Here is a 21,755-nt window from a genome sequence, read left to right as displayed (position 1 = left end):
GTTCTCGGGTCAGCGGCCGGTGAAGTCCGGCTTGCGCTTCTCGACGAACGCGGCCATCCCCTCGCGCCGGTCGTCGGTGGCGAACAGCACCGCGAAGAGCTGACTCTCCCAGGCCAGGCCGGAGTTGAGATCCATGTCCAGGCCGCCGTCGACCGCGAGCTTCGCCGCGCGCAGCGCCTGCACCGGACCCTTCAGGTACGGCTTGACCAGCTCGACGGCGGCGGAGTACACCTCGGCGGCCGGGACCACCCGGTCGGCCAGGCCGATCCGCAGCGCCTCCTGGGCGTCCACCATCCGGCCCGACATGATCAGGTCCTTCGCCCGGGCCGGGCCGACGAGGCGGGCCAGCCGCTGGGTGCCGCCCGCCCCGGGGATGATGCCCAGCTTGATCTCCGGCTGGCCGAGCTTGGCGTCCTCGGCCACCACCCGCCAGTCGCACGCGAGGGCCAGCTCGCAGCCGCCGCCGAGGGCGTACCCGGTGATCGCGGCGACCACCGGCTTGGGGATCCGGGCGAACGCGCCGAGGGAGCTGGACAGGTCGGCCGCCCGTTCGGCCATGTCCACATAGGACATGTCGGCCATCTCCTTGATGTCCGCGCCGGCCGCGAAGACCTTCTCCCCGCCGTACACGATGACGGCGCGGACCTCGGGATCGGCGGCGGCGGCCGTCGCGGCGGCCCGCAACTCCTCCTGGACCTGCTCGTTGAGCGCGTTCATCGGCGGCCGCTCCAGCCGGATGGTGCCGATGCCGTCCTTGGTCTCCAGCCGCACGAACTCGCTCACGCCGCCCTCACTTCCTCGTCGAAGTCGCGTGCCAACCTTACGGCCCGGGTCGTTGGGGTAGGTAGTCTGGTGTCCGTCCCGCGTCCTGGAGTCCGCCATGGTCAGGTACTACGACGACAGGTCGGTGCAGGTCACCTCCGCCGCCATCCACGTGGACGGCCGGGCGTACCCGCTGGCCGAGATCAGCTTGGTCTGGCACCTGCGCGGCAGCCGGTCCTGGCGGGTGCTCGCCGGCCGGGGCGCGATCGGCGCCGCGCTCGCCGGGCCGCTGGTCGCCGCCGCGCTGGGCGTGGCGCTGGCGCTGTGGCTGCACCGCTCGCTGACCGTCACGATCGCCATCGTGGGGGCCTCGGTGCTGGTCGGGCTCGCCGTCGGGCCGGTCGCCGACTTCCTCTTCGAACACCTGGACCGCTCGTACGCCCGGGGCAGCCGGCAGCTGGAGCTGTGGGTCCGGTGGCGCGGGCAGCCGGTGCGGCTGCTGAGCACCCGCGACGCGCTGCGCTTCGGACAGGTCTACCGGGCCGTACAGCGGGCGGTGGAGGCCGGGCAGGCCCCGGCCCGCGCGGCTCAGAGAGCGACCGGCCCTGCGGGCGGCTCCACGAAGCGCCGGGCCGGCTGACGGCCACCGCCATGAAGCGCCGAGGGCTGCGCGGCCTTGGCGGCCCCAGCGCAGCGTATCGGCCCAGCGCAGCCTGCCGGCCCCAGCGCAGCCTGCCCGCCCAGCGCGGCCGGACCCCCGCTCCCGCCGCTGTGGAGCTGATGTCGTTGATGGATCGGAGCCCCGCGCCGCACCGAACGGGCGAGCCCGAGCCGGCAAACCCCGGTCAGTGATGTCGCAAACGGTTCAGCTCCAAAGGGGACGCCGGCCAAGCCTCCGCCTCAGGAGACGTCGATACCGCAGGTGGACAAAGAGGCGCGACACGACCACCGCCGGTTAGGCTTAGTGATGACCCTCTATTACCGGGACGGCACGGTGCAGGTGACCTCCGAGTCGATCCGGGCGGGCGGCCACTCCATCCCGATCACCGACATCACGTACGTCTGGCACGCGCGCGGGCGGACCACGCTCGCCGTGCGGGGGCGGGTCGTCGGCCGGGGCGTGCTGGTGCTGCTGCTGTCGCTGCCGCCGCTGGTGGCACTGGTCTGCGTGGTCTCGCTCGCCTGGTCGGCGCAGGAGCGGGGCAACTGGAAGCTGGCCCTGATCATCCTGGCCGGGTGCGCCGTCGGGGCGCTGGCCCTGGCCCCTTTCCTGGAGGTGCCGCTCGGCTGGCTGGACCGGTCGTACGAGCGGGGCAGCCGGGTGCACGAGCTGTGGGTGCAGCACCACGGCCAGGAGGTGATGCTGCTGCGCACCCCGGACGCGCTACGGTTCGGGCAGATCTACCGCGCCGTGCAGCGCGCCGTCGAGCAGCAGACGGATCGGGGATGACCGGTCGGCGCGGCGCTCACCCTGCCCCGGCGGCTCGTCGCCGGCGGGCGGTGCTGGATGTCCCGACGCACACTTGGGGGCATGGCGATTCCCCTTCCCCGGCCGACCGCTGTCGTCGGCCTCACCCGGTCCGCCCTCGACCAGGCCCTCGGCTCGGCCGCCTCGCTCGCCGCCGTCCCGGCCCGCGCGTTCGCGGTGCTCGACGGGGTGGAGGCGCTACTGGCCCGGATCAACGGGGTGGTGGACCGGATCGAGGGGACGCTGGACCGGACGGACCGGGTGCTCGGCGACGCCGAGTCCGCCGTCCGAGAGGTGGCCGTGATCAGCGCCTCCGCGACCACCGCGATCGACACCGCCACCGAGGTCGCCACCGCGGCGGCCGTGGTGGTCGCCGCGGCCGAGGGGGTCGCCGGGCGGGCCGCCAGCACGGTGGACACCGCCGCTGGGGCAGCCGACACCGCCGGCGAGCTGCTCGCCGCGTACGAGCCGGCGCTGCGGCGGGCCGCGCCGATGGCGACGCGGTTCGTCGAGGAACTCAGCCACGAGGAGGTGACGGCGGCTATCCGGCTGGTCGACGAACTGCCCAAGCTCAAGGAGCACCTCACCGCCGACATCCTGCCGATCCTGGCCACCCTGGACCGGGTCGGGCCGGACCTGCACGACCTGCTCGACGTCACCCGGGACCTGAAGCTCGCCGTCGCCGGCATCCCCGGCCTGGGCATGCTGCGCCGCCGGGGCGAGAAGCTGACCGACGACGCCGGCTGACCCGTCAGGCCGACGGGGCGTGGAGCTGGTCGATCTCGGCCCGACGGGGCAGGGCCACGGACGCGCCGAGCCGGCGTACGCAGGCCGCGCCGGCCGCCGCCGCCCACCGCACGGCGGCAGGCAGGTCCCGCCCCTCGCCCCAGGCCACGGCGAGGGCCGCCGTGAAGGCGTCCCCGGCTGCCGTCGAGTCGACCACCTCGACCTGCACCGCTGGGACGTACACGGCCTCGGCGTCCCGCTCGACGTACCAGGCGCCGTCCCCGCCCAGGGTCAGCACCGCCCGGGGCGCGAGCGCCAGCAGCGCGCCCGGGTCGTCCCGGCCGCGCCCGGTCAGCGCCAGCGCCTCGTTCTCGTTGACCACCAGCAGGTCGACGGCGGCGAGCAGCTCGTCCGGCACCCGCTGGGCCGGTGCCGCGTTGAGGATCACCCGGGCGCCGACGGCGCGGGCGGCCAACGCCGCCTCGGTCACCGTCGCGACCGGGATCTCCAACTGGGCGACCAGCACGTCAGCCGCGCGCACGGCGGCCAGCTCGCCCTCGGTGAGATCGGTGAACGCGGCGTTCGCCCCCGGGGTCACCATGATCGCGTTCTCGCCGTCGGCGCCAACCATGACCAGGGCGACGCCGGACGCCCCGTACACCACCCGGAGCTGGCCGGTGTCGACACCGGCTGCGGTGATCCGGGCCTTGAGGGTGACCCCGAAAGCGTCGGAGCCGATCGCGCCGAGGAACGCGCAGGACGCGCCGGCCCGCACGGCGGCGACGGCCTGGTTGGCGCCCTTGCCGCCGGGGACCATGACGAAGTCGCTGCCGAGCAGCGTCTCACCGGGACGCGGCAGGGCCGGCGCGGTGGCGACCAGGTCCATGTTGGCGCTGCCCACCACGACCACCCGGGTCTGCTGCACGCTCGACACTCCTCGCGACTCAGGCGGCGCGGGCCGTCCAGCGGTCACCGACGCGGTCGACCGTCAGGGGCAGGCCGAAGGTCTTGGAAAGGTTGTCGGCGGTCAGGGTGTCGGCGAGCAGCCCCTGGGCCATCACGCCGCCCTCGCGCAGCAGCAGGGCGTGGGTGAAGCCCGGCGGGATCTCCTCGACGTGGTGGGTCACCAGGACCAGGGCCGGAGCGTCCGGGTCGTACGCCAGCTCGGCCAGCCGGGCCACCAGGTCCTCGCGCCCGCCCAGGTCGAGCCCGGCGGCGGGCTCGTCCAGCAGCAGCAGCTCGGGATCGGTCATCAGCGCCCGGGCGATCTGCACCCGCTTGCGCTCCCCCTCGGACAGCGTGCCGTACGCCCGGTCGGCGAGGTGGCCGATGCCGAGCTGGCCGAGCAGGGCGTGGGCCCTTGCCTCGTCGGTGCGGTCGTAGCTCTCCCGCCAGCGCCCGACCACCGACCAGGCGGCGGTGACCACCACGTCGGCGACCCGCTCCTCGGCGGGCACCCGCTCGGCGAGGGCTGCGGTGGACAGGCCGATCCGCATCCGCAGCTCGTTGACGTCGGTCCGGCCGATCCGCTCGCCGAGCACGTGCGCCGTGCCCGTGGTCGGGTGCAGCCGGCCGGCGGCCAGGCTCAGCAGCGTCGTCTTGCCGGCCCCGTTGGGGCCCAGCACGACCCAGCGCTCGTCCAGCTCGACCCGCCAGTCCACGTCGTGCAGCAGCGCGGTGTCGGACCGGCGTACGCCCACACCGTCCAGGCTGACCACCAGATCCGCGTCCACGGGGGCGGTGGCGGGGGCGGCGCCGACGACGCCGGGGATCAGGTCACCAGTCACCCGCCCATCCAACCACGCACGACCGCGCCGCCCCCCACGGGCGGCGGCCACGCCATAGGGTGAAGCGCCGTGGCGTTGGTCACCGCACGGGGGAGGAACCAGATGTCGTACCGCCGCCGGGAGTGTCTCGGGTGAGCGCAGTGATCGAGATCGAGGGGCTGCGCAAGACGTTCCACGGCCCGTACCGCAGCCGCCAGGTCGCCGTCGACGGCTTCGACCTGTTGGTGGGGCGGGGCGAGATCCACGGCTTCCTGGGGCCGAACGGCTCGGGCAAGACCACCACGCTGCGCGCCCTGCTCGGGCTGGTCCGCGCCGACGGGGGCCGGATGCGGTTGTTCGGCGAGGAGGTGCCGCGCCGGTCGGCCGCGGTGGCCGGGCGGGTCGGCGCGATCGTGGAGACGCCGCAGTTCTTCGGCAACTTCACCGGGCACCGCACGCTGCGGCTGCTCGCCCTGGCCGGCGGGGTGCCGACCCGGCGGGTGGACGAGGTGCTGGACCAGGTGGGGCTGCGCGGCCGGGGCGACGACGAGGTCAAGGGCTACTCGCTGGGCATGCGGCAGCGGCTGGCGGTGGCTTCGGCCCTGCTCAAGGAGCCGGAGCTGCTGATCCTGGACGAGCCGGCGAACGGGCTGGACCCGGCGGGCATCCGGGAGATGCGGGACCTGATGCGGGACCTGGCGGCCTCCGGGGTGACCGTGCTGCTGTCCAGCCACATCCTCGGCGAGATCCAGCTGATCTGCGACCACGTGACGATCATCTCCCGGGGGCGGCGGGTGGCCGCCGGGCCGGTGGAGGGCGTGCTGGCCGGCCACGACCAGCACGAGTGGCGGGTCGGGGTGCCCGAGCAGGCGCGGGCTGCGGAGCTGCTGCGCCAGGCGGGGCTGCCGGTGGACGAGCGCGCCGAGCACCTCGTCGTCGGCGGGGTGCCGGACGCCGGCGAGCTCAGCCGACTGCTGGGCGAGCAGGGGCTCTGGGTCCGCGAGCTGGTGCCCCTGCGGCCCGACCTGGAGAGCGTCTTCCTGGAGCTGACCGACGACGGGGCGGAGCGTCCCGAACTGCCCTATGAGCCGGCACCCGCCGGCGCTGGCGAGGGCCGGCTCATCGACCTCGACGTGACCGTCGGCGACGACACGGAGGCAAGGGCGTGAACCTGGTACGGGCCGAGGTGGAACGGCTGGCCGCGCGCCGCTTCGTCCAGCTCATGCTGGCGCTGCTGGTGGTGGCGTTCGCGGTGACCGCGGTGACCACCCTGGTCGGCTCGCACCGGCCGTCATCGACCGAGGTCGCCGAGGCCCAGCGGGCGGCGGCCGAGGAGCGGCAGGCCCTCAACGCCAATTACCAGCGGTGTGTGGAAGCCGCGCGGGGCAGCCTGCCGCCGGAGGAGGCGGAGAGCTTCCCGGACGACTGTTCGGCGTTCGACCCGGCCCAGCGGGACCGGCTGCCGGTGGCCGCCGACCATCTCCAGGGGGTGTTCAACTTCGCCGACCAGGCCCGCCCGCTGCTGTATTTCCTGATCCTCTTCCTGGTGCTGTTCGGGTTCCTGGTCGGGGCCTCGTACATCGGGGCGGACCTGTCCACCGGCGGGGTGGTCAACCTGCTGATCTGGCGGCCCCGGCGGATCGCCGTGCTCGGCGCGAAGCTGGGCACGCTGCTCGGCGCGCTGACGGTGGTGTCGGTGCTGGCGTCGGCGGCGTACCTGGGCGCGTTCTGGCTGGTCGGGCAGACCGCCGGGCTGCCCGGGGCGACCGGCGGGGACTTCTGGCCGTGGCTGGGGCTGACCTGGGCCCGCGGGGTGGTGCTCGTGCTGTTCGCCGCGGCGGCCGGCTTCGCCATCGCCACCCTCGGGCGGCGGACGGCCGCCGCGCTCGGCGCGGTGACCGCGTACGCGGTGGTGTGGGAGCTGGGCCTGCGGGTGGTCATGGAGGTGGTCAACATTCCGCGGGGCGAGGACTGGATGGTCTCCACCTACCTCGACGCCTGGCTGACCGGCGAGGCCCGGCTCGCCGACCCCACCGTGTGCCAGGACCTGTCGTCCGGCTACTGCGACGGCACCTACCAGCTCGGCTGGGGGCTCGGGCTGGCGGTGCTGCTGACGCTGACCGGTGGGCTGACGCTGGCCGCGTTCGCCGCGTTCCGCCGCCGCGACCTGATCTGACCATCGCCCGGGGCGCGACAACTTGTTGCAGCGCCCCGGGCGATGGTGAAGAATTCCTACGGTGACGGACGCGTGGTCAGCCCACGGTGCTGCCGAACACCTCGTCCCGCACGGCGTCGAGAGCGGTGCGCAGCGCGCCGTGCAGGACCGGCTCCTCGGTCAGCCCGGTCGGCACCACCCGGGGCCGGACCAGGGTGATCGCGGCCACCTCGCGCTGCACCCGCTCGGCCAGCGCCGTGCCGCCGGCCCGCCCGACCTCGCCCGCGAGCACCACCAGCGGCGGGTCGAGCACCACGCAGGTGCTCGCCACGCCCAGGGCCAGCCGGCGGGCCAGCTCGTCGAGCACCGGTGCGGCATCGGCCTCGACCGCCGCGCGTACCGCCTCGGCGGCGCGGTCGGCGACGATGCCGTGCTCCCGGGCCACCGCCAGCACCGCGTCGCTGCCGGCGAGCTGCTGGAAGGCCGGCTTGGCCCGGCGGGACACGTCGCGTGGGATCGGCGCCCCGGGCACCGGCAGGTAGCCGATCTCGCCGGCCGCGCCGCTGCTGCCGTGGTGCAGCCGGCCGCCGAGCATGATCGCCAGACCGACGCCCGCGCCCAACCAGACCAGCACGAAGTCGGCCAACCCCCGGGCCGCGCCCGACTGCGCCTCGGCGACGGCGGCCAGGTTCACGTCGTTCTCGAAGACCACCGGAGTGTCCAGGTCCTCGCGCAACGCGGCGAGCAGGCCACGGTGCCAGCGCGGCAGGTTGAAGGCGAAGGTGATGTCGCCGGTGCCCGGGTCGACAAGACCGGGTGTGCCCAGCACCACCCGGCGTACGCCGGACAGCTCGGCCCCGGCGCTGCTGGCGGCCTGGACGACGGCGTTGTGCACCACGCCGACCGGGTCGTCGGTGTCCCGGGTGGACTGCTCCACCCGACCGGTCACCGCGCCGGTGATGTCGGCGCAGGCCGCGACCACCCGGTCCGCGCCGACCTCCACCCCGACCACGTACGCGCTGCCGGGCCGGACGGCGTAGAGCTGGGCGTTCGGGCCCCGCCCGCCGGCCTGCTCGCCGACCCGGGCGACCAGGCCGCGTTCCTCCAGCCGCTCGACCAGCTGGCTGGCGGTGACCTTGGACAGCCCGGTCAGCTCGCCGATCCGGGCCCGGGTCAGCGGCCCGCGCTCGAGCAGCAGCTCCAGCGTCGCGCGGTCGTTGAGCGCTCGTAACAGGCGGGGGGTGCCGGGCAGCCGGGTCGCACTCATGCCATGTCCTCTAGCTTTTCGTAAACTTTACTAACCACTACCGACCTGCAGACGGGTGCCCGTAGCCTAACGGCCGCCCGAACCCGGGTGGTCGGACGACCCGGCAGCCACCGTGGTCCCGTCGGCGGCCCCGGTACGACGTTCGTGCCCTCGGGGCACCGGAAGGGAACAGACTCGTGGGGACCGATCCAGGACTACGCCGACTCGTACTGGGCACCCTGCTCGCCGCGTACCCGGGGCCGGTCCCGCCGGACTGGGCCGTCGACCTCGTGCGTGAGGGCCTGGCCGGGCACACCCTGTTCGGCAAAAACGTGCACGACCCCGCCCAGCTCGCGGCGAGCACGGCGGCGCTGCGCGCGGCCCGGCCCGACGTGCTGGTCGCCATCGACGAGGAGGGCGGCGACGTCACCCGGCTCGCCCGCGCCACCGGCAGCCCGTACCCGGGCAACGCCGCGCTCGGCGCGGTCGACGACCCGGCGCTGACCGAACGGGTGTACGCGGCGATCGGGACCGAGCTGGCCGCCCTCGGGATCACCGTCGGCCTCGCGCCGGTCGTGGACGTGAACACCGCCGACGAGAACCCGGTGATCGGCACCCGCTCGTTCGGCGCCGACCCGGCCCGGGTGGCCGTCCACTCGGCCGCCGCCGTCGCCGGCCTCCAGTCGACCGGCGTGGCCGCCTGCGCCAAGCACTTCCCCGGCCACGGCGCGGCGACCGCCGACTCGCACCACGAGCTGCCCATCGTGGACGTGCCGCCGGCCGTGCTACGCGAGCGGGACCTGCCGCCGTTCGCCGCCGCCATCGGGGCCGGGGTGCGGTCGATCATGACGGCGCACATCCGGGTCCCCGCGCTGACCGGGGACGACCCGGCCACCTTCAGCCGGGCGGTCCTGGTCGACCTGCTGCGCCACGAGTACGGCTTCTCCGGGGCGGTGATCACCGACGCGCTGGAGATGAAGGGCGCGGCACTCGCCGCCGGGGGCGTCGGCCCGGCCGCCGTCCGCGCGCTCGCCGCCGGTGCGGACCTGCTCTGCATCGGCTCCGAAGTCGACGCCGCGCTGGTCGAGCGGGTGGCCGCCGAGATCGTCGACGCGCTCGGCGACGGTCGGCTGGGACGGGCCCGGGTGGAGGAGGCCGCCGGCCGCACCGCGGCGCTCGCCGCCCGGCCCCGGGCCGCCGGCACGCCGACCCCCGCCCCGACCGACCTCGGGTACGCCGCCGCGCGGCGCGCCGTCCGCGTCGAGGGCGACGTCACGGGACTGGGCCGGCCGCTGGTGGTCCAGTTGCATGCCACGTCCACGATCGCCGAGGAGCGGGTGCCGTGGGGGCTCGGCCCGCACCTGGCCGGACTGGAGGAGGTGCGGGTGGTGGCCGCCGAAACCGACGCGGCGTCCCTGCGCGGGCTCGCCGGGACCCGGCCCATCGTGCTGGTCGGCCGGCACCTGCACCGGCTCCCCGGCGGCCCCCACCTGGTCGACGCCCTGGCCGCCACGCACCCGGTGACCGTGGTGGAGATGGGCTGGCCGGGTCCGTGGCGACCGACGGGCGCCCGTGCCTACGTGAACACGTACGGGGCCAGCCACGCGAACGGGCGGGCGGCGGCGGAGGTGCTCGGCCTGGCCGGTTGACCCCGAGCTGCCGGGCTGCCGGAGCTGCTCTGGCTCGCGTACCTGGGGGTGGGCCTGCGCCGGGTGCACTACCGCTCGCCGGCCACCCGCCAGGCGCCGACCCCGACACACACTCTGCGTCACTGACACCGGAAGTCGCCCGGTTCGCCGCACCCCAGGTCAAGTCCACTAAACGACACCGGCAACCCGCCGATCACCCCTTGCTCGACCCATTATCGATACGTAGCGTCATGGGCGGGACGGCGGCCGGCGGGAGCGACCGGCCGCCCCACGGGAGGGCCTGGGGGAAGGCTGCGGACCGTGGATCCGGCCCGGGATCCACGGTCCGCGCCCCGCCTGCGGCACCGACCGGCCGGCGTCAGCGCAGGGCGGGCACCGGGCGGGCCGGGTCGGCAACCCGTGCGTCCGCCTCCGTCCCGTCGCGGGGCACGTCGTCCCCGTGCGGGTCGTCGAGCATGGTCACCTCGTCGAACGGGTCGTCGCCGCTCAGCACCCGCTTCGCCCGGTCCCGGTCGAAGCCCTGCGTCCAGGTGCCGACCAGCACGGTGGCCACAGCGTTGCCGGCGAAGTTGGTCATCGCCCGGGCCTCGGACATGAACCGGTCGATCCCGACGATCAGCCCCACCCCGTCGACCAGGTCCGGGCGGTGCGACTGGAGGCCGCCGGCCAGGGTGGCCAGGCCCGCGCCGGTCACCCCGGCCGCCCCCTTCGAAGCGATGATCATGAAGATCAGCAGCGAGACCTGCTCGCCGATCGACAGCGGCTTGCCCATCGCCTCGGCGATGAACAGCGCGGCCATGGTCAGGTAGATCGCGGTGCCGTCGAGGTTGAACGAGTATCCGGTGGGGACGGTGATGCCGACCACCGGCTTGCTCACCCCGACGTGTTCCATCTTGGCGATCAGTCGGGGCAGCGCCGACTCCGACGACGAGGTGGACAGGATCAGCAGGAACTCCCGGCCCAGGTAGCGCAGCAGCTTGAAGATCGAGATCCGGGCGACGAACCAGAGCAGCGCGCCGAGCACCAGGAACACGAAGATCGCGCAGGTGGCGTAGAAGCCGAGCATGATCTGGGCCAGGCTCTTCAGCGCGTCCACGCCGGTCGCGCCGACCACGGCGGCGATCGCCCCGAACGCGCCGACCGGCGCCAGCCACATGATCATCGCAAGCACCTTGAAGACCACCCGCTGGAGCACGGCGACCGCATTGATCACCGGCTCGCCGCGCCGGCCGAGGCTCTGCACCGCGAACCCGACCAGCAGCGCGACGAGGAGCGCCTGGAGCACGTCGCCCTCGGTCAGCGCGGAGAACAGGGTGGTCGGGATGATGCCGAGAACGAAGTCGACGGTTCCCTCGGACTCCCCGCCTGCGGCCTGCTGGCCCGCACCGGCGAGCGCGCCGTCGAGCGCCAGCCCCGAGCCCGGGTGGATCAGGTTGCCGACCACCAGGCCGATCGCCAGCGCGACGGTCGACATCAGCAGGAAGTAGCCGAGGGCGAGGCCGCCGACCTTGCCGACCTGAGCCGCCTTCCGTACCGAGCCCACGCCGAGCACGATGGTGCAGAAGATCACCGGCCCGATCATCATCTTGATCAGATTGACGAAACCGGTGCCGAGCGGGGCGAGGGACTTGCCGAAGTCGGGGAAGACCAGCCCGACCGCGATCCCCGCGAGGACGGCGGCGATGACCGCGAGGTAAAGGTAGCGGGTGCGGTCCCTGCGGCGGAACGGCTTGGCGACGGTGTCCACACCGGGGACGACGTCCGGTGCGGCGGCGCGCGGGCCGGGGGCGACGAACGCGGGCGGGCCGCCGTCCAACGGACCGGGCGGACCAGACGGACCGGACGGACCAGGCGGGCCGCCGTACGGCGGGCCGGGCCGACCGGGCAGGCCGCCCGCCGGCGGGCCGGTGGGATGCGGCCCGGGCTCGGGCTCCGGTGTCGGTGCGCGGTTGTCAGGCATGCGGCCACCCCTACCCGCCGGTGTCCGCCGTCACACCGGCGGCCACGGCGCCGGCCGGGGCCCGCGGGCAGCTACGGGCCACCCGGGCCAGGGCTCACGGCGGGTACACCCCGTACGACCGCCAACCCCGGTCCGCGAAGCCGGCCGCCTCGGCGACCCGCGCCGACGCGACGTTGGTGGGGTCGTGCCGGTACGTCGGCACCGCGCCCCCGTCGAGCACCCGACGGGCGGCCCGGGCGACGAGCCGGCGCGCCAACCCGCGCCCTCGGGCCTCCCGCGCGGTACCGACGGCCAACTCGTGCCCGTGTGCGTCATGCCGCTTGATCGCCGCGCCGGCCAGGTACCGTCCGTCGGCGCCCCGCACCACCAACACCTCGCGGTCGAACAGCCGTAGCCACCGGGGCAGCCCGGGCTCGGTCGACGCGACCCACTCCCCCACGTCCGGCAGCGGAGCCGGGGCCAGCGTCCACCGGAAAACGTCCTCGTGGCACACCCACCCGGGGTGGTCCACGGCGGCCGGCAGGCCGGCGATCAGCCGCCGCTCCGACCGACCGGCCAGCACCCGGACCGCCGGGACGTGCCGGGCCGCCACCGAGAGCACCGTGCCGCTGCCGTCGCCGACCGCGATCGCCGGGCGGAGCCGGCCGTCCCAGGCTGGCAGGGCACGCCGGTGCGAGCGGACCACGTGCAGCCCGGGACCGGCCGGCCACTGCCCGAGCCAGGTCGCCAGATGCAGGTACAGCTGCCGATCAACCACCCGTCCCCCTCCCCCGCCCACCCCACCGACCCCCACCTCACCCTGTCCCCACCCTCCCCCGCCCCGCCCTGTTGATCAAGAGGTTTACGTCAGCCGTTAACGGCTCCGTGACGCAAACCTCTTGATCACCGGGGCAGGACGACCGGGGGTGGGGGTGGGGTGGGGTGGGGTGGGGTGGGGTGGGGTGGGGTGCGCGACATCGCCTGCCGGATCAGCCCCTGCCCGGCGGAGAGCGGTCCCCGACCCGCCGCGGGCCAGCGACACCCTCACCGGCCGCCGCCGGCCGAGAGATCCGGCGGGCCGGGTCCGAAGATCGCGCGCAGGGCCGGTTGAGGCGCCCGACGGGCGGGTAGACGTACAGAAGATCACCGATGACTATCGATTCATTGTCCGGCTGCCGTCGACGGGAACCGGACGCATCGATCGAACGTCATAGCCATTTCCATACATGTACAACTTTCTTTGGGACGGTATGGTCATGCCGAATCTGCCTTATGACCGGTACCAGCAGGACGCCGAGCGCCGCTGGCGGGAGGCCGGGAGCGGGCGGTTCCCTGCGCAGCCTGCGTACCGCGAAGTGCGCAACGCGCGCCGCACGGAGCCGGCGCTGTCCTGGGCGGAGCTGAACCGGCTGCCTGCCGGCGTCTCCACCCGGCGCGGTCTCACCGCCCGCTGAGCCCGCACGGCCGGGGCCGGGGACCGGGGGCGGGGACCGGGGCTCAGAGCTCGGCGGCGATGGCCTTGGCGCTGTCCACATCGGGGCCGGGCAGCGGGACGAAGAGGGTACGCCGGTAGTACTCCAGCTCGCGGATGCTCTCCCGGATGTCGGCCAGCGCCCGGTGGGCCAGCCCCTTCCGCGGCTGCCCGAAGTACACCCGCGGGTACCAGCGCCGGCACAGCTCCTTGATGGAGGAGACGTCGATCATCCGGTAGTGCAGGTGCGCGTCCAGGCGCGGCATGTCCCGGGCGATGAAGCCCCGGTCGGTGGCGATGGAGTTGCCGCACAGCGGCGCGGTGCGCGGGTCCTTGACGTGGCTGGTGACGTAGTCGAGCACCAGGTTCTCGGCCTCGGCCAGGGTCACGGCCGAACGCCGGACCTCCTCGGTGAGGCCGGACTTGCCGTGCATGGTCCGGACGATCTCCGGCATCCCCTCGAGCGCCGCCTCGTCGGCGTGGATCACCACGTCGACACCGTCACCGAGCACGTTGAGGTCGGGGTCGGTGACGAGCGCGGCGACCTCGATCAGGGCGTCCCTGCCGAGGTCCAATCCGGTCATCTCACAGTCGATCCAGACGAGGAGGTCAGCCACGGCCACAGCCTACGCGCAGCCCACGCCCTCGCGCCTCGGCACTGTCGGCCGGATGGACCGCTAGGGTTTCCCCGTGCCAGCCGAACCGATCGCGCCACCCTCCGTCACCGCCGCCGAGCCGGGCGGCCGCAGGGTCCGCCGGCTGGTCACGGTGCTGGCCCTGGCTGCCGTCCTCCCGGCGTTGTACCTGCCCGGGCTGGTGCACGACTTCTTCGATTTGAAGATCTATATGCGGGCGATGGACTGGTGGGCGGCCGGCAACCCGCTCTACGACTACGCGCAGCCGGACCGGGTCCAGGGCGAGCTGTACTTCACCTACCCCCCGCTGAGCGCGCTACTGCTGCGCCCGTTCGCGCTGCTGCCGCTGGGGCTGACGATCGCGGTCTTCACGGTCCTGACCGCGCTCGCCGTGGTGGTGACCACCCGCTGGCTGCTCGCCCCGGTCATCGCCCGGCACGGACTGCCCCGGACCTTCACCCTCACCGTCGCGGTGCTGCTGGTCTTCGCGGTGGAGAGCACCCGGGAGACGATCACCTTCGGTCAGATCAACATGCTGCTGGTCGTACTGATCCTGGCCGACCTGCTCTTCGGGGTGCCGCAGGGGCGGCGCTGGGCGGGGGTTGGCATCGGGTTGGCCACCGCCCTGAAGCTCTACCCCGGAATCTTCATCGTCTACCTGCTGGCGACCCGCCGCTGGCGGGAGGCGGCCGTGGCGTCGGCGACCGCCGCCGGGGCGACCCTGCTCGTGGCGGCCGTGGCCCCGTCGGACTCGTGGCGGTTCTGGACCCACGAGCTGTGGGCGACCAACCGGGTCGGGCGCACCGACTACACCGGGAACCAGTCGCTGTTCGGGCTGCTCAGCCGGTTCACCGCACCAACCGAGCCGAACCGGGCGTTGTGGCTCGCGCTGGCCCTGCTCGTCGCCGGGTACGGGCTGTGGCGGGCCGCCCGCGCCGCCTCGGCCGGGGACGCGCTCACCGGCCTGACCCTGACCGGGCTGGTGGGCGCGCTGGTCAGCCCAATCACCTGGACCCACCACATCTACTGGTTCGTCCCGGCGGTGGTGGTGCTGGTCGACGCGGCGCTGGGCACGAACCCGGCCACGCCCGGCGGGGCGCGACGGCGCCGGTGGCTGACCGGGTTGGCCGTGTTCACCGGCGCGGTGATCATCTACGGGGTGGTCTCGTTCCACGACTGGGGGGTGGCCCCGGTCCACACGGACTCGCCCGGGGAGTTCCTGGTCCGCAACACGTACGTGCTGCTGAGCCTGCTGCTGCTGGTGACTCTGCCGGTCGCCCGGCGGGCCGGGCCGACCACCGCCAGGGACAAAAAATCGCACCAACTGGACAGAACTCCCGATTGACGTCCTCCCCGCCATAAATGGCGAGGATTCCGGTCTGTTACACCCCCGGAGGGGCAAGCTCCCGGTGGGTTACCGCTTCCCTGCGTGGTGCCGGCACGGATGCCGGTCTTACCTGCGCTCCACGGTCGTTGAGGTCCGCCCGTCCGGCGGCCCTGATGTTCCTGGCGGCGTTGACGTCCCGGTCGTGGTGGCTGCCGCACGGGCAGTCCCACGCTCGGATCGACAGGTCAATCCTGTCGTTGATCCGGCCGCAGTCGGAGCACATGCGGGTCGACGGGAACCACCGATCTACCCGGCCGAACGTGCGCCCGTACCGGGCGGCCTTGTACTCCAACATGCTGGTGAACGAAGCCCATCCAGCGTCGTGCACACTCTTGGCCAGTCGGGTCCGGCCGAGACCAGCCACAGCAAGGTCTTCCACGTACACCGCTTGGTTGTCGCGGATGATCGCCGTGGACAGTTTGTGCTGCCAGTCCCGCCGGGTGTCCGCCACCCGCGCATAGGCGCGGGCAACCTTCACGACGGCCTTCTTGCGGTTCTGACTGCCCCGCTGCTTGCGGGACAAGTCCTGCTGCAACCGGCGCAGCTTGCGGGCCGCCCGGCGCAGGAACTTCGGCGCAGACACCTTCGTGCCATCGGACAGGACCGCGAAGTGGGTCAGGCCCAGGTCGATGCCCACCTCGGAGTCCGTCTCCGGCAGCGCCTCGTCCGTGCTGGTCCGCACGACGAACGACGCGAAGTACCGTCCGGTCGCGTCCCGGATCACCGTCACCGACGACGGCTCCGACGGCAGGGACCGCGACCACCGGACCGGCACATCCCCGACCTTCGGCAGCCGCAGCCGCCCGTTGTCGAGAACCTTGAACCGGGAGTTCGCGGTGAACCGAACAGCCTGCCGGTTGTCCTTGCGGGACCGGAAACGTGGCGGGGCCACCTTGCGGCCCTTCCGCTTGCCACTGACCGAGGCGAAAAAGTTCCGGTAGGCCGTGTTCAGGTCGGCGAGGGCCTGTTGCAGCACCACCGCCGACACCTCGCCGAGCCACCCCCGGTCGGGGGTCCTCTTCGCCTCGGTGATGACCCTCTTGGACAGGTCCCCATCCGCGATGTACGGCAACCCCTGTTCGCGGGCTCCTTGCCGTACGCGCAGCCCGTCGTTGAACACCACCCGCGCACACCCGAACGCCCTGGCCAAGGCTTGCTGCTGGCCGGGCGTCGGGTAAAGCCGGTAGCTGCAACGCAACTGCACCCATCGATTGTATCATTGGTTTATGGCCGAAACGGAAGGCATTCGCACTGGTAGACACTGCGTCTTCGCGTTGCACGCCCACTTGGTTTTCGTCACGAAGTACCGACATGGAGTCTTCACTGACCGACACCTCACGCGAATGGAAGAAATCATGCGGGCGGTGTGCGAAAACTTTTCCGTCGAACTGGTCGAGTTCAACGGGGAACGCGACCACGTGCACCTGATGGTCAACTTTCCGCCCACCGTCGCAGTGTCCCGGCTGATCAACTCCCTCAAAGGAGTATCGTCCCGCCGGCTGCGACAGGAGTTCCCCGAACTGGTCGAGCACTATTGGCGGGCGCAACGCCTGTGGTCCGGTTCCTACTACGCCGGATCGGTTGGCGGAGCGCCGCTGTCCGTGGTGCGCCAGTACATCGAAGATCAACGGCGGCCCGTCTGACGGCGGGGTCAGGAACACGGCTTCGCCTCCCCCGTGAACGACGGAGCACTGCCGTGTCTTAGGTAGCGCCTAAACCGGCTAATCTTGCCCCTACCTCGGGCATCTTCCGTGGCACCGATCCCCCGGTGAGGCGGCCCTCCGCGTCGGCAGCGCGGAGGGCCGCTCGCCGTCAAGGGACGAGCTCTTCCGCCAACGCCTCCGGCCAGGGTGCACACCCGCCCCACGGCGTGGGCTCGGGACACCGGTCACGAGGGCTGGCGGGCGCGGGCCGGGCCGGGCGCGGCCGGGCGGATGCGGCGGGGCTCGATGCGCACCGGCCGGGCCGTGGCCTCCGGGTTCAGCGGCGGCCAGGCCAGCGGCGCCGACCGGGACGGCGGGGCGAGGTCGGCCAGGGTGGCCGGGCGGCGGGCCGGGGCCGGCCCCAGCGCCGGGCGGGGCCGGCCGGTGGGCGGACCCACCGCCACCAGTTGCCGTTCGGCGGGGACCGCCGGGGCCGGCGCGGGGCGGGCGCCGAGCGCGTCGAGCGAGGTCATCCCGAGCCGGCCGGCGAGCACCGGCACCTGGTCGGGCTCGACCACGAAGACCACCTCGCGGGGGCGCACCGGTCGCAGCAGGAGCGCGGCGGACACCACCAGCAGGCCACCCAGGACGATCAGCGCCCAGACGGCCACGGGGAGCCACCCGGCGGCGAGTTCCGCGTGCAGGTCCACCGCGCCGATCCGGGCGGTGACGCCGCCGGCGGGGTCTGCGCGCCGGGTCGCGACGCCGAGGGCGGCACCGGCCAGCAGCGCCGGGATCCCGATGGTGAGCAGCAGCATGCCGACGAGCGCGCGAGCGAACCGCATCCGTGTCGTTTCCTTCCGTGGCCGGGTACCCGGACGACCATACCGATGCAAATCGCACAATCACCCGATATCACCAGCAACGGCGTGCGGCGCTGCGGAAAAGGCGCTGGCCCGCCGGTACGGACCGGCGGGCCAGCGGACGGGACGGGACAGCTCAGGACCTCGCGGCGGGCTTCCGTCGGGTACGGGCGAACGCGAGGCCGCCCAGGGCCAGGCCGGCCAGCCCGGCGACCAGCCCCGCCACCCCGAACGCGGTGCCCGCGCCGCCGTCGGAGTCGTCATCGTCGTCGTCCACGTCGGCGGCTGCCACGGCCGGCGCCGACGCCCCCGCCGACGGGGCCGCCGCGGTCAGGGTGAGCACCGGCGCGGGCTTCTCCGGCTCCTCGCCCCCTGCGGCGGGCGGCTCCTCGATCCAGCGCGCCACATTGCCGTCCGAGTACGTCTGGAGCGTCTTGAACACCATCGTGTCCACCTGCGGCAGCGGCCCCATCGAGACCGGGAACTCCTGGAACTGGCCCGGCTTGACCGCCGCGTCGCCGGTCGCCGTCCAGGTGATCTTCGACACCGCCTCGGCGACCTCGCTGCCGTGCACCTGCACCGGCGGGTCCACCTTGCGCTTCTCCACCGCCACCGTCCAGCCCGGGACCGGCATCGTGGACACCGAACCCACCGGGGCGTTCTCCGGCAGCACCACCTCGACCTTGGTGGTGGAGGCCTCGTCGCTCTCGTTCGGCACCCGGAACGCGAACCGACCGTAGCCGCCCTGGATCGCCTCCTTCGGGTTGACCGAGACGTGCGCCGAGGCGGGCGCGGCCACGCCGAGCACCACGGCGACGACGCCGAAGGCCAGGACGGCGGCGGTTGCGGAACGCCGATGACGGAGCATGGGAACTGCCTCTCTCTAGCGGATGCTCACGGTGGCGCTCACCGTGGCCTGGTCGATGTCCGTGGTCCGGACGGTGAAACGGAGCTGCCACTCCCCCGCGGCGGGCAGGTTGATCTCCCCGGTCGCGTGGTTGTCGGTCAGCGGCAGCAGCAGGATCTCGATCGGCTCGATCCCGGCCGCCGGCAGCGCGGCGGTGGCCTTCCACTCCTCCACCGGCTGCGGTCGGTTGTCCAACGTGTACGCGTACAGGTGCAGCGAGTTGTTGCCCCGCGCGGCCGGGGCCATCTCGACCTGGAGGGAGTAGAGCGGGCTGGACAGGGTGGTGGTGAACAGGCCGGCCTGCGTGCCGGCCACGTCGGCGCCGGCGGTGCGGGCCGGCGGCGTCTGCACCAGCGTCGCCGACACCGCGAGCACCACCGCGGTGATCGCCAGCTCCGCCCACACCGCCCGCCGCACCGGCGTCGGCCGCCCCGCGGCGGTACGTCGGCGCACCAGCGCCCGGGAGTACGCGGCCACGCCGAGCACCAGGACGAACAGCACGATCTTGGCCAGCACCAGCCGCCCGTACATGGTGTCGACCAGGGCGGTCGGGGTGGCCACCTCGATCAACGCCTGCACCGTGCCGGCGAGCAGCAGCGCCGCGACGGCCAGCGCCGCCCAGCGCGACCAGATCGGCAGGATCGCGCCCAGCTCCCGCTCGTCGGCCCGACGCAGCAGGAACCCGCCGAGCATCACCAGCCCGCCCAGCCAGACCGCCATGCTGCCCAGGTGCACCGCGTCGACCACCACCGACACGGCCGGGGCGGGCGAGGCGGCCGGGTGCCCGGCCAAGGGCCAGGTGAACAGCGCCGCGCCGCCGAGGATCGCCAGGATCACCCCGTCGGTGCGGCCCACCGGCCCGGCGAAGAGCGGGCGGAGCAGGAACGCCGCCGCCGCGAGCAGGCCCAGCCGGACCAGGTGCGTCGCGCCGTACGTGCTGCCCAGCACGTCGCCGAGGCCAGCCCCGGTCACGTCGAACAGCCCACCCCCGGCGGTGTACGGCACCTGCAGCCACAGCTCGGCGAGCGTGGCGAACACCAGCAGGCCCAGCCCGGTCCAGGCCAGCCGGGCCGGCCCCCGACGGGAGAGCCGACGCGGCCACAGCGCGCCGAGCACCAGCGCCGGGCCGACCAGCAGCAGCAGCCCCGCGTACCCGAGGTACTTGGCGACCTTGACCCCGTTCTCCACCACCGGGTCGGCCCGGTTGTCGGACCCTGTGTCCGTCGGCGGCGTCGACGGGGCGCCCACGGAGTAGGTGAACGCGCCGGACACCGGGTGGCTGTCCGCCGAGATGACCCGGTAGCTGACCAGGTAGGTGCCCCGCCCGGCGGACGGGTCCACCGGCACGGTCACCACAGTGCTCTCGAAGGTCGGCTCCCCCCGGTCGGCCCGCGCGCCGTCCGGGGCGATCACCCGGATCTTCCCGGCCACCTTGCGCACCGGCTCGCTGAACGTCAGCACCACCTCGGCCGGCCCGCCGGGCACCACGGCGGACGCCGCCGGACTGCTGCTCACCAGCACCGCGTGGGCGCTGGCGGGGGTGGCCGGGGCCAGCAGCAGGGCGACGACGGTGACCAGCAGGCCGGCGAGCGCGCCCACCCGCGCGAGCCGGCGGCGGGGAGGCCGGAGATTGGCAGCAGTCATGCCGGCCATGCTCGCCGACGCGGGGGCCGTTCGGCGACCCGGGCCGGCACCCGCGTCGGCCCGGGCCCGACGCCCGGGAGCGCCCGCCGGGATGACCGCCCTCACCCGCGCCCCGCCACGACGGCGGCGCCCAGCGGCCGGTCCGGCTCCCCGCCGGACCGCCCGAGCGCCCACAACAGTCCCGCCTGCGCCACCGCGGCCAGGTGCCCCACCTCGTGCACCAGGGCGGTGGTGGAGTTGGCGATGTCCAGGGCGCTGGTGGCGGCCAGGCAGGCCGCCAGCACCACCGCCACCGGCAGGAACGCCCGGGCCCGCTCGGGCCGCCAGGCGGCCAGCGCGAAACCGACCGCGAGCGCCACGTCGAAGGAGGCCATCTCCCGACCGGTGTGCGGGTCCGCACCCACCCCGAACCCGGCGAGCAGGACCGGTAGCGCCACGGCGAGCTGGGCGACCGCGGCCACCGCCACCGCCACCCGCAGCACCTGACGCCGGGCCCGCGCGGTGGTGGCGGCGACGCCCCGGGCCGCCGCCCGGTCGGCGGCAACCGCCGCGAGGATCGACGTGGTCAGGTCGGGCACCTCCACCGGCCGCAGCCGGGTGAGCCGGGTCACCCGCTCGGCCCGCGCCAGCCAGGACCGGCAGCCGAGGCAGGAACCGGCGTGCGCGTCCAGCGCCGCCGCCGGCGCCTGCGGGTCCTCGCCGTCCAGCCGCGCCGACAACGCCGCGCGCACGTCGTCGCATGTCATGAGCGGATAGTCGGGCCGGGCACCGGGAAAGTTCCCCGAGTGGGCCACGCCATGGAAGGGCCGAAGGACCCTGCCCGGCCCCGATCTGCCGCGTACCCTGGTGTGACGTGATCCCCGCCCCGCGCCACCCCGCCGCCGTCGGTCCGCCAGACGCCGCGGGCGCCGGTGCCCGGGATCCGGCGGTCGACGCCGCCCGGGACGGCGCGACCGACTGGGCGCTCGCCGCGCGCGGCGGCGACCCGGTCGCCCAGGCGGCGTTCGTCCGGGCCACCCAGGCCGAGGTGTGGCGGTTCGCCGCCGCGCTGGTCGACCGGGACAGCGCCGACGACCTCACCCAGGAGACCTACCTGCGGGCGTTCCGGGCGCTGCCCGGCTTCGAGGGGCGCTCCAGCGTCCGGACCTGGCTGCTCGGCATCGCCCGGCGGGCCTGCGCCGACCACCTGCGCACCGTGGTCCGTCGGCGGCGGCTCGCCGAACGGCTGGTCGCCCACGCGCACGCCGACCGCCCGTACCCGGACCCCGCCGGGCAGCTCGGCGCCACCGATCTGGTACGCCGGCTGCCCGCCGAGCGGCGCGGGGCGTTCGTGCTCACCCAGCTCCTCGGCCTGTCGTACGCGGAGGCCGCCGCCGTGGAGGGGGTGCCCGTCGGCACCATCCGCTCCCGGGTGGCCCGGGCCCGCGCCGACCTGGTCGAGGCGGTCGGCGACGCGCTCGCCGGATGACCGGGAACTTCCGTCGGAGCCGGGGC

22 protein-coding genes are annotated in these 21,755 nt (G+C 74.1%); 10 read left to right on the top strand and 12 right to left on the bottom strand.

Annotation, left to right across the window (positions count from 1 at the left end; genetic code table 11):
* Nucleotides 1-9: 9 nt before the first annotated feature.
* Complete coding sequence (locus OG617_RS20730) at nt 10-783, bottom strand: enoyl-CoA hydratase/isomerase family protein (RefSeq protein WP_405094703.1); 774 nt, start codon at nt 781-783, stop codon at nt 10-12.
* 97 nt (nt 784-880) lie between these two features.
* Between OG617_RS20730 and OG617_RS20725 the strand changes: the two genes are divergently transcribed.
* The 3 genes from OG617_RS20725 to OG617_RS20715 all read left to right on the top strand — a co-directional run bounded on the left by OG617_RS20725 (nt 881) and on the right by OG617_RS20715 (nt 2,977).
* Nucleotides 881-1,402, top strand: a complete 522-nt coding sequence (locus OG617_RS20725) for a DUF6232 family protein (RefSeq protein ID WP_405094702.1) — start codon at nt 881-883, stop codon at nt 1,400-1,402.
* Nucleotides 1,403-1,729: 327 nt separating this feature from the next.
* Nucleotides 1,730-2,212 (top strand): DUF6232 family protein, encoded by a 483-nt coding sequence (locus OG617_RS20720; protein ID WP_405094701.1) that lies wholly within the window; start codon nt 1,730-1,732, stop codon nt 2,210-2,212.
* 81 nt (nt 2,213-2,293) lie between these two features.
* Complete coding sequence (locus tag OG617_RS20715) at nt 2,294-2,977, top strand: hypothetical protein (protein WP_405094700.1); 684 nt, start codon at nt 2,294-2,296, stop codon at nt 2,975-2,977.
* Nucleotides 2,978-2,981: 4 nt separating this feature from the next.
* Here the strand turns inward: OG617_RS20715 and OG617_RS20710 are convergent, their stop codons facing one another.
* Both OG617_RS20710 and OG617_RS20705 read right to left on the bottom strand, forming a co-directional pair.
* A complete protein-coding gene (locus tag OG617_RS20710) occupies nt 2,982-3,881 on the bottom strand; it encodes a ribokinase (RefSeq protein ID WP_405094699.1) in 900 nt (299 codons plus the stop codon).
* 19 nt (nt 3,882-3,900) lie between these two features.
* On the bottom strand, nt 3,901-4,743 hold the full coding sequence (locus OG617_RS20705; RefSeq protein ID WP_405094698.1) for an ABC transporter ATP-binding protein: 843 nt from the start codon (nt 4,741-4,743) through the stop codon (nt 3,901-3,903).
* A 131-nt stretch (nt 4,744-4,874) separates the two neighbouring features.
* On the opposite strand from OG617_RS20705, the gene OG617_RS20700 reads away from it, so the two are divergent.
* Nucleotides 4,875-5,891: an ABC transporter ATP-binding protein gene (locus OG617_RS20700; protein WP_405094697.1), complete on the top strand. Its 1,017-nt coding sequence runs from the start codon at nt 4,875-4,877 to the stop codon at nt 5,889-5,891.
* Complete coding sequence (locus tag OG617_RS20695) at nt 5,888-6,898, top strand: ABC transporter permease subunit (RefSeq protein WP_405094696.1); 1,011 nt, start codon at nt 5,888-5,890, stop codon at nt 6,896-6,898. Before OG617_RS20700 ends, OG617_RS20695 begins: the two co-directional genes overlap by 4 nt.
* 76 nt (nt 6,899-6,974) lie before the next feature.
* Here the strand turns inward: OG617_RS20695 and OG617_RS20690 are convergent, their stop codons facing one another.
* Entirely contained in the window at nt 6,975-8,144 is a 1,170-nt protein-coding gene (locus OG617_RS20690; RefSeq protein WP_405094695.1) for an ROK family protein, read from the bottom strand.
* Nucleotides 8,145-8,320: 176 nt separating this feature from the next.
* Here OG617_RS20690 and OG617_RS20685 point away from each other — a divergent pair, with 176 nt between their 5' ends.
* Nucleotides 8,321-9,772, top strand: a complete 1,452-nt coding sequence (locus OG617_RS20685) for a glycoside hydrolase family 3 N-terminal domain-containing protein (protein ID WP_405094694.1) — start codon at nt 8,321-8,323, stop codon at nt 9,770-9,772.
* Between the two features lie 358 nt (nt 9,773-10,130).
* Here the strand turns inward: OG617_RS20685 and OG617_RS20680 are convergent, their stop codons facing one another.
* Both OG617_RS20680 and OG617_RS20675 read right to left on the bottom strand, forming a co-directional pair.
* Nucleotides 10,131-11,732, bottom strand: a complete 1,602-nt coding sequence (locus OG617_RS20680) for a cation:dicarboxylate symporter family transporter (RefSeq protein WP_405094693.1) — start codon at nt 11,730-11,732, stop codon at nt 10,131-10,133.
* A 94-nt stretch (nt 11,733-11,826) separates the two neighbouring features.
* Nucleotides 11,827-12,489, bottom strand: a complete 663-nt coding sequence (locus OG617_RS20675; RefSeq protein ID WP_405094692.1) for a GNAT family N-acetyltransferase — start codon at nt 12,487-12,489, stop codon at nt 11,827-11,829.
* 478 nt (nt 12,490-12,967) lie between these two features.
* Here OG617_RS20675 and OG617_RS20670 point away from each other — a divergent pair, with 478 nt between their 5' ends.
* Nucleotides 12,968-13,165 carry a DNA repair protein gene (locus OG617_RS20670; RefSeq protein ID WP_405094691.1) on the top strand — a complete coding sequence of 66 codons (198 nt, stop codon included), beginning with the start codon at nt 12,968-12,970 and terminating at the stop codon, nt 13,163-13,165.
* A gap of 43 nt (nt 13,166-13,208) precedes the next feature.
* On the opposite strand, the gene orn is transcribed toward OG617_RS20670, so the two are convergent.
* The gene (orn, locus tag OG617_RS20665; RefSeq protein WP_405094690.1) at nt 13,209-13,805 is read right to left on the bottom strand and encodes an oligoribonuclease; all 597 of its coding nucleotides are present in this window, start codon (nt 13,803-13,805) and stop codon (nt 13,209-13,211) included.
* Nucleotides 13,806-13,872: 67 nt separating this feature from the next.
* Here orn and OG617_RS20660 point away from each other — a divergent pair, with 67 nt between their 5' ends.
* Entirely contained in the window at nt 13,873-15,162 is a 1,290-nt protein-coding gene (locus tag OG617_RS20660; RefSeq protein ID WP_405094689.1) for a glycosyltransferase family 87 protein, read from the top strand.
* A gap of 37 nt (nt 15,163-15,199) precedes the next feature.
* On the opposite strand, the gene OG617_RS20655 is transcribed toward OG617_RS20660, so the two are convergent.
* Nucleotides 15,200-16,408, bottom strand: coding sequence for an RNA-guided endonuclease InsQ/TnpB family protein (locus tag OG617_RS20655; protein WP_405094688.1), 1,209 nt, complete (start codon nt 16,406-16,408; stop codon nt 15,200-15,202).
* Between the two features lie 22 nt (nt 16,409-16,430).
* Here OG617_RS20655 and tnpA point away from each other — a divergent pair, with 22 nt between their 5' ends.
* Nucleotides 16,431-16,847, top strand: coding sequence for an IS200/IS605 family transposase (gene tnpA, locus OG617_RS20650; protein ID WP_405094687.1), 417 nt, complete (start codon nt 16,431-16,433; stop codon nt 16,845-16,847).
* A 245-nt stretch (nt 16,848-17,092) separates the two neighbouring features.
* Here the strand turns inward: tnpA and OG617_RS20645 are convergent, their stop codons facing one another.
* The 4 genes from OG617_RS20645 to OG617_RS20630 form a co-directional block, all read right to left on the bottom strand.
* On the bottom strand, nt 17,093-17,692 hold the full coding sequence (locus tag OG617_RS20645; protein ID WP_405094686.1) for a hypothetical protein: 600 nt from the start codon (nt 17,690-17,692) through the stop codon (nt 17,093-17,095).
* A gap of 154 nt (nt 17,693-17,846) precedes the next feature.
* The gene (locus OG617_RS20640; protein ID WP_405094685.1) at nt 17,847-18,578 is read right to left on the bottom strand and encodes a YcnI family protein; all 732 of its coding nucleotides are present in this window, start codon (nt 18,576-18,578) and stop codon (nt 17,847-17,849) included.
* A 15-nt stretch (nt 18,579-18,593) separates the two neighbouring features.
* Nucleotides 18,594-20,270, bottom strand: coding sequence for a copper resistance CopC/CopD family protein (locus OG617_RS20635; RefSeq protein ID WP_405094684.1), 1,677 nt, complete (start codon nt 20,268-20,270; stop codon nt 18,594-18,596).
* Nucleotides 20,271-20,362: 92 nt separating this feature from the next.
* Complete coding sequence (locus OG617_RS20630) at nt 20,363-21,007, bottom strand: zf-HC2 domain-containing protein (protein ID WP_405094683.1); 645 nt, start codon at nt 21,005-21,007, stop codon at nt 20,363-20,365.
* Nucleotides 21,008-21,114: 107 nt separating this feature from the next.
* Here OG617_RS20630 and OG617_RS20625 point away from each other — a divergent pair, with 107 nt between their 5' ends.
* The gene (locus OG617_RS20625; protein ID WP_405094682.1) at nt 21,115-21,729 is read left to right on the top strand and encodes a sigma-70 family RNA polymerase sigma factor; all 615 of its coding nucleotides are present in this window, start codon (nt 21,115-21,117) and stop codon (nt 21,727-21,729) included.
* The last annotated feature ends 26 nt before the right edge of the window (nt 21,730-21,755 follow it).

Origin of the sequence: Micromonospora sp. NBC_01412 (assembly GCF_045040215.1) — a bacterium.
Lineage (GTDB): Bacteria > Actinomycetota > Actinomycetes > Mycobacteriales > Micromonosporaceae > Micromonospora > Micromonospora rubida.
This window is presented reverse-complemented; position numbering and strand designations above follow the sequence as displayed.

What these genes read in the sequence shown, in the direction of transcription:
- OG617_RS20725 (WP_405094702.1), top strand. Translation starts at nt 881, where the DNA reads ATGGTCAGGTACTACGACGACAGGTCGGTGCAGGTCACCTCCGCCGCC.
- OG617_RS20720 (WP_405094701.1), top strand. Translation starts at nt 1,730, where the DNA reads ATGACCCTCTATTACCGGGACGGCACGGTGCAGGTGACCTCCGAGTCG.
- OG617_RS20715 (WP_405094700.1), top strand. Translation starts at nt 2,294, where the DNA reads ATGGCGATTCCCCTTCCCCGGCCGACCGCTGTCGTCGGCCTCACCCGG.
- OG617_RS20690 (WP_405094695.1), bottom strand. Translation starts at nt 8,144, where the DNA reads ATGAGTGCGACCCGGCTGCCCGGCACCCCCCGCCTGTTACGAGCGCTC.
- OG617_RS20680 (WP_405094693.1), bottom strand. Translation starts at nt 11,732, where the DNA reads ATGCCTGACAACCGCGCACCGACACCGGAGCCCGAGCCCGGGCCGCAT.
- OG617_RS20670 (WP_405094691.1), top strand. Translation starts at nt 12,968, where the DNA reads ATGCCGAATCTGCCTTATGACCGGTACCAGCAGGACGCCGAGCGCCGC.
- tnpA (WP_405094687.1), top strand. Translation starts at nt 16,431, where the DNA reads ATGGCCGAAACGGAAGGCATTCGCACTGGTAGACACTGCGTCTTCGCG.
- OG617_RS20645 (WP_405094686.1), bottom strand. Translation starts at nt 17,692, where the DNA reads ATGCGGTTCGCTCGCGCGCTCGTCGGCATGCTGCTGCTCACCATCGGG.
- OG617_RS20640 (WP_405094685.1), bottom strand. Translation starts at nt 18,578, where the DNA reads ATGCTCCGTCATCGGCGTTCCGCAACCGCCGCCGTCCTGGCCTTCGGC.
- OG617_RS20635 (WP_405094684.1), bottom strand. Translation starts at nt 20,270, where the DNA reads ATGGCCGGCATGACTGCTGCCAATCTCCGGCCTCCCCGCCGCCGGCTC.
- OG617_RS20630 (WP_405094683.1), bottom strand. Translation starts at nt 21,007, where the DNA reads ATGACATGCGACGACGTGCGCGCGGCGTTGTCGGCGCGGCTGGACGGC.